Origin of the sequence: Floccifex sp. (assembly GCF_051873555.1) — a bacterium.
In the GTDB taxonomy this organism is placed as follows: Bacteria; Bacillota_I; Bacilli_A; order Erysipelotrichales; family Erysipelotrichaceae; genus Floccifex.
On record NZ_JBJEEY010000130.1, the window covers coordinates 1 to 6,896 of the forward strand.

The 6,896-nt window shown below is 31.4% G+C and carries 8 protein-coding genes; 3 read left to right on the forward strand and 5 right to left on the reverse strand.

The genetic code is table 11. From position 1 onward, the window contains the following. From ACI32A_RS07310 to ACI32A_RS07320, 3 genes are all read right to left on the reverse strand, one after another. A partial coding sequence (locus ACI32A_RS07310) for a ribosomal RNA small subunit methyltransferase A (protein WP_439754387.1) occupies positions 1–440 on the reverse strand: 440 nt, incomplete at its 3' end. Beyond that, positions 424–963: a ribonuclease M5 gene (gene rnmV, locus ACI32A_RS07315; RefSeq protein WP_439754388.1), complete on the reverse strand. Its 540-nt coding sequence runs from the start codon at positions 961–963 to the stop codon at positions 424–426. The genes rnmV and ACI32A_RS07310, both read right to left, overlap by 17 nt. After that, on the reverse strand, positions 950–1,813 hold the full coding sequence (locus ACI32A_RS07320; protein ID WP_439754389.1) for a YitT family protein: 864 nt from the start codon (positions 1,811–1,813) through the stop codon (positions 950–952). The genes rnmV and ACI32A_RS07320 overlap by 14 nt, the downstream gene beginning before the upstream one ends. Positions 1,814–1,898: 85 nt before the next feature. On the opposite strand from ACI32A_RS07320, the gene deoD reads away from it, so the two are divergent. Beyond that, positions 1,899–2,603, forward strand: a complete 705-nt coding sequence (gene deoD, locus ACI32A_RS07325) for a purine-nucleoside phosphorylase (RefSeq protein WP_439754390.1) — start codon at positions 1,899–1,901, stop codon at positions 2,601–2,603. Positions 2,604–2,627: 24 nt separating this feature from the next. Here the strand turns inward: deoD and ACI32A_RS07330 are convergent, their stop codons facing one another. Continuing rightward, on the reverse strand, positions 2,628–3,203 hold the full coding sequence (locus ACI32A_RS07330; protein WP_439754391.1) for a helix-turn-helix domain-containing protein: 576 nt from the start codon (positions 3,201–3,203) through the stop codon (positions 2,628–2,630). 98 nt (positions 3,204–3,301) lie between these two features. After that, positions 3,302–3,937, reverse strand: a complete 636-nt coding sequence (gene deoC / locus ACI32A_RS07335) for a deoxyribose-phosphate aldolase (protein ID WP_439754392.1) — start codon at positions 3,935–3,937, stop codon at positions 3,302–3,304. Positions 3,938–4,064: 127 nt separating this feature from the next. Here deoC and ACI32A_RS07340 point away from each other — a divergent pair, with 127 nt between their 5' ends. Together ACI32A_RS07340 and ACI32A_RS07345 are read left to right on the forward strand one after the other, a co-directional pair. Then, positions 4,065–6,569, forward strand: a complete 2,505-nt coding sequence (locus ACI32A_RS07340) for a PD-(D/E)XK nuclease family protein (protein ID WP_439754393.1) — start codon at positions 4,065–4,067, stop codon at positions 6,567–6,569. Then, positions 6,569–6,896: UvrD-helicase domain-containing protein (locus tag ACI32A_RS07345; RefSeq protein ID WP_439754394.1), on the forward strand; the 328-nt coding region annotated here is incomplete at its 3' end. The genes ACI32A_RS07340 and ACI32A_RS07345, both read left to right, overlap by 1 nt.

The following is a 6,896-nucleotide window of genomic DNA, read 5'->3' on the forward strand; positions in this document are numbered from 1 at the left end:
GTAATGCGTTCTATTTTTTCTTTGGCTTCAAATAATTTAAATAAAATAGGTGTTGTAATGTAATAAGGAAGATTAGAAGCAAAGACTACGTTCTGATTGTCTTTTCGATATGTTTGAATTACTTGATCGACATCTACTTTTAAAAAATCTTGTAGAATAACTTGAAGATGATCAAAACCAATTTCATTTTCTAAGACCTCAGGAAGTCTTTCATCAATTTCAAAGGCAATAACCTGATTGCTTTGTTGGCATAAACACTGTGTCAATGCCCCAATACCTGGACCAATTTCAAAAACAAGTTCATTTGGATCATGAATCGCAGCCTGGGCAATTTTTTGAACAACTTTTGGTTCAATAATAAAATTTTGTCCATATGTTTTCTTGGTAAATACATTATATTTTTCTTGTATTTCTTTTGTTTTTTTAATTGTCGCAATCATGTAATTTATCCTCAATTTCTTTTTTTGAAATCTTCATTCCATTTAATCGTTTAAAACATGTTTTTCCGTTACACGGTCCAATATGAAAGATTTCACATACTTTATATCGTCTGGCTTTATCTCTTATTAATCCTAATTCTATAAATTCCTCAAAAGAAAGACTTTCTTCTTCATTTGAAAAGGTGACACAATGCGACAAAGAATCCCATAAATCCTTTTCACAGGCATGTTCAACACCAACTTTCTTTTCCGTTTTTGCCTTTTCTTTCTGAATAAAAGCATTTTTACAACCCGGAACTCTTTCATTGATTTGACGACGAATATGTTCTCCTGGTGAATCCGGATCGGTAAAGACAATTATGCCTCTTCTTTTCTGGGCTTGTTCAATGCGTTGCAGCGTTATTTCATTGATTTGGTCTCCCCCTGTTTCAATGGTATCACATTGAAAATAAGATTGAAGTGTATTGGTATCATTTTTTCCTTCTACGACTATAATTTCTTTGATTTTTTTATTCTTCTCCATATGTAAACCCTTCTCCATGTACTTCATTGACATTATTGACAATCACAAAAGCCGATGGATCCAAGCTCTTTACTTTTGTCTCTAGAATGGCTAAATGTTTTTGTTTAATGACACACATTAAAACAGGATGATATTCTTGTGTATAGCCCCCAATACCGTCTAATATTGTCACACCTCGTCCAAATTCATTGACAATGAAATCACGGATTTCAATCCATTTTCTGGAAATAATCATGACATTCATCGCTTTTTGGGTTCCTAATAAAACGGTTCGATTAATGGCAGCACTTCCTGTAAATACAGACAAAATTCCAATTAAAGCTGGTTGTAAACCATGGGTCATCAAACCTAATAAAATTGTACAAATATCCACTAAGGCCACTGAATCCCCTGAAGATAAGGGTGTATATTTATGCAAAATCAAAGCCGGAATATCCATTCCTCCTGTACTGGCGTTTTCTCGAAAACAAAGACCTAAGCCTATGCCACTGATCAGTCCGCCATAAATTGAAGCTAGATAGGGTTCCATTATAAATGTATTTTCTGGAAAGGTTGAATAAATAAAAGAAAATAAAGAAACACCTACAGGATATACAAAAGTAGACAACAATGTTCGCAGTGCAAATTTTTTTCCTAAGAAAATGGCTCCCACTATGAAGAGTCCATACGTTAAAATGTTAATTAATATAACAGGATTAATGGGAATAATGGGATAAATCGCAATCGCAATTCCGGCAACGCCTCCTGTTAAAATATTATTAGGCAATATAAAAAAAGACACAGATGCGGCTACTAATAAGTTTCCTAAAATAATGAGAATTGTTGATAATATACCATTGTTTTTCATCATTTTTTAACCTCCGTACCAAAGAGATTATATCATTAATTCAAAAATGGTGGTATTCTTATGATAAGAGAAAGAAAGGAGAAACTACATGTCTACGCCTCATAATCAAGCACAAAAAGGAGATATCGCATCGGTTGTTTTAATGCCAGGGGATCCGTTACGTGCCAAATATATTGCGGAAAATTTTTTAGAAAATCCAGTTTGTTTCAATACCGTTCGAAACATGTTTGGATATACAGGAACTTATAAAGGACATAAAATATCTGTAATGGGATCGGGAATGGGTATGCCAAGCATTGGTATTTATTCATATGAATTATATACACAATATGATGTAGATACGATAATTCGTATTGGATCGGCTGGAGGATTTACACCCGATTTAAAATTATTTGATGTTACATTGGTTGAAAGCTCATATTCCAGATCCAGTTATGCTCTTGTACAATCCAATGACCCAGATACAATTCAATATCCAGATAGTCAATTAAATCAAAAAATCATGGACTGTGCGCATCAATTAAACATTCCAATTAAACCGGTTCGCATTCATTCTTCCGATGTTTTCTATTGCCAAGATGATTCTTGCACAAAAGATGCCATGGCGCATGGATGTAAAGCTGTTGAAATGGAAAGTTTTGCACTTTTCCATAACGCAAAAGTATTAGGCAAAAAAGCTGCTACAATTTGTACAATATCAGATTCCATTGCCTTTGAAGAAATCACAACCCCTCAACAAAGAGAACAGTGCTTCAATGACATGATGAAAATTGCTTTAGAAGCCAGTATATAAAAAGAGCTGAAATCAGGCTCTTTTTTAGTTTAGGAATATATGCATCAAAAAACAAACCAGTCCAGTAACAATTGCACTAATTAATACTTTTAATACATTTTGATAGGGGCGTTTTCCTGCTTCCACTGCTTTATGGAGTTCATCTAATTTTTTTCCTTCACAAAATTCGACGATTTCTTTATATGTTTGTATATCATTTTCTTTTTTGATTTTTTCAACCTTCAATGCCCAGAACATTGTAATCGCAAATAAAATTCCATATGGAATCAACGTTAACCACTCTAGCCACATGAACAAAGGTACAGCTGATAAAATCAAAGTCATAAGATGAATCGCATAAATAGTACTATAACGATTGAGCATTTTCACTTCTTGTTCATTTACCATTTCTTTCATTGTTTCTATGTCTCCTTTTATCAATTGATCAAGAGAAACATCAAATAATGAACTCAGAAGCAATAAACTATGAATATCTGGATAACTCTTACCTGTTTCCCAATTTGAAATGGTTTGCCTTGTCACATATATTTTTTCAGCTAATTGTTCTTGTGACAAATTCAAATTTGTTCGATATTTTTTTATTTGCGTATTCAGTTCCATATCTTGTCTCCCTTGAACAATTCTAAGCATAGTCACAATTTTGGTTTTTGTCTGTCAAATGTATTTGACAATACAAAAAAAAGCGTAAAATATACGCTTTACATTAAACTGATTCCTTTAGAAGTACCAATTCGATTGGCTCCAGCAGCAATCATATCATCCATATCTTGTGGACTGCGAACCCCACCAGCAGCTTTAATCAAAGCTTGATTTCCAACGGCTTGTTTCATGACTTCTACGACATGAACATTAGCACCTGCACTATTAAATCCAGTTGAAGTTTTCACAAAATCAGCTTTGGCTTCTACACATAATTTTGAAACACGTGTAATTTCTTCATCTGTCAATAAACAAGTTTCAATTATGACTTTGACTGTTTTATCACCTGAAGCTTGAACAACAGCTTTGATGTCTTCTAAAACAGCTTCATCATTTCCGGCTTTTAATTCTCCGATATTGATGACCATATCCACTTCATCGGCACCGTTTTCAATGGCTTCTTTTGTTTCGAATGCTTTAACCTTAGATGTATTGGCACCTAATGGAAACCCAATAACAGTACATACCATGACATCACTGTCTTTTAATAACTCAGCGCAATAAGAAACCCAGTAAGGATTAACACAAACACTGGCAAAATCATATTCAATGGCTTCTTTGCATAATTTTTCAATTTGATCTTTTGTAGATTCTGGTTTTAATAACGTATGATCGATGTATTTACTTCTTTTCATAAAGTCCTCCTGAACATCTGCTACATTCATTATAGCTTCTCAATTCTTTTATCTCAAATACAATCCTTTGCACATTCTGACATTCATTTTGTCAAATAAATAGATATAATAAATACAGGTGATATATATGAAAACAATACTTGTTCCTTCTTCTTTACATTTAATGATGTATCAATATTTATTAAAGTCAAATGATTATTTATTAGATGTACAACTTTTGTCTTTAAATTCTTTTGTGTATGAAAACAAAGAAAAAGAATTGGATATTTTATATCAGTTTCAACAAAAAAAAGAATATATTTCAAAATCAAATTCGTATTATACAAGCTTTGATGATTTTACTTTTTTAAAAGACTGTTTAAATTTTATTCGTTTTTGTAAAATATATGAAATTCATTCTTTTCCAATGCAAAATCAAAAAGAAAAAGACTTAAAAGAAATATTAGATTGTTTATATGACATTGATTTAAAAGAAAATCACAAAAAAGATGAATTCGATGCCAAAAATATCTGGATTCTTTCTCTTCCTTTTTCAGATGTAGAAATGATCTGGATTCATAAATTAATTCAAAAAGGAGCCCATTACTTTGAAACAAAACCCAATGAATATATTTCGTATACTTCTTGTTCCAATTCACGAAAAGAAGCACAATGGATTTGTGAACAAATTATAGATTTAAATTTAGATGCATCGGATTGTATGATTTGTACCAATACAGAAAGTGAAAACCAGGTATTAGCACAAATGCTGGATTGTTTTAAAATTCCATATACATTTTTAAATCCAGTATCCAGCAGCTCCATTGTTCGTGAATTTTATTTAATGTTTCAATGGATTCTTCAACACGATTTATCTTCTTTTCTGGATATGATTCAAATGGTATTTCCAGAAGATTATTCTTATTTATATACATATTATATTGCTTTTCCATCTGCTTTTTTAAATGAAGATCATCACTTAGATTCTATCATTTATCAAAGAAATAATTTAATTGATGAAGTGGATTTTAATTATGTAATGGAAGCATATCAAAAGACTCAACAATGGATTGTTCAACATTCTTCTATTTTTTCTTTAACTGTATTTGATATAGAAAATATTTCGCAAATGATTCAGAATCGTCATCCTTTTTATAATGAAGACGACATCCAGGCTTTTCAGCAAGTATTGGATTTATATCAACAGGCTTTGCCTTATTTAGAAAATCCATCTTTATTTCTTCAAAACTTGGAAAATTGTCATATTGTTCAATCCCCAAAAGAAATAACTGGAGTTTGTATTGGTTCTTTAAAAAATTGCAACGGATTAAGAGCTCATACTTTTATCATGGGCGCTCATACAAAAAACTTTCCGAATGTTAAGATTCATACCAATATATTTAATGAAGATTATATTCGTCATATGTCTTTGCCTTCTTTACAAAGTCGTTTATCCTTTCAATTGAATGCATTAAAACAAACATTAAACCATTGTCAATTCCTTTATATTTCCTATCCTCAATCCGATTATGAAGGAAAAAATTATGAACCAAGTCCTGAAATCAAAGACTGGTTTGGAATTGATGCTAAGTTTATCAATCCAAAAGAGAGTTCTGTTTTTGAAAAAATGAAAATGGAAATATCAGAGAATCAGGCAGAGAAATTATTTTTTTCAAAAAATCGTTTCAGTGTTTCTTTACTGGAAAGCTTTGCGCGTTGTCCTTTTTCTCATTATTTATCATATGGATTGAATCTTAGACAGCCTCAGAATTGGACGGACATTACTACAAAAGGTACGATTCTTCATTCTATACTTGAAAAAATAACGCATACTTATCAAAAAGAATATGTTTCTATTTCTAAAAGTGATATTGAAGCTTTTGTTTTACAAGAATTTGATTTTTTATTGTTAGTATATCCAAATCAAAAAAGATGGGTAAATCAACAAGTACTGGATTATGCTAAACAAGTGGAATTAATTCTAGATCAGTTACAGGAATTTGAAAAAAACTGGCATATGTCCATTCACAAACAAGAATATCGCATTCAAAAAGAATGGAACTTTGATGGATTGACTCTTTCTTTTGTGGGCTATGTCGATCGTATTGATACATCAAATACAAGTTTTTGTATCTTTGATTATAAATCCAGTAAAAAAGAATTGAAATTGGATCGATTTCAATCGGGTTTATCTTTACAATTGTTGACATATACCATTTATATACAAGAAAAAACAAATTTACATCCTGTTGGTTGTTTCTATATTTCTATGCGCTCGCCTTTTATTCAAGATGAAGCCTGCCAGATTTCTTATCCAAAAGAAAATCATAAATTAGGTTATGTTACATTTTCAAATGGAAATCAATTAAATGCTTATAATCAACAAAAAATGATTTGTGGATGGTCTTTTGATGGGTTTGAAAATTATATAGACGATGATTCTCAGATTTCAATTCCCAGAAAGCATTTGTCTTATATGGAATGCAAAGACCAATGGAATCAAATTATTAATGGTTTATTAACAGACATGAAAAAAGGAGACATTACCAGTCATCATGTACAAAACGCATGTTCGCTTTGTTCGTTTATGCGGATTTGTCGAAACAATCGAATGGAAGTAGATCCTAAAAATTATATTGAGGAGGAACAATAATGCCTTTTTCATCAGCTCAATTAAAAGCAATACAAATACGAGACCACAACGTCATTGTTTCTGCCAGTGCCGGAAGCGGAAAAACAAGTGTTTTAGTTGAACGTCTTTCTTCTTTAGTCATCCAAGATCATATGTCAATTGATTCAATTTTAGCTATGACTTTTACCAATGATGCTGCAGCGGAAATGAAAGCTCGTTTAAAAAAAGATTTACAAAGTAAGCCAAAAGATGATTATATTTCCAATCAATTGACGTTACTGGAAACTGCTTCAATTTGTACCATTGATAGTTTTTGTCAAAATTTAGTGAAAACATATTATTATAAAA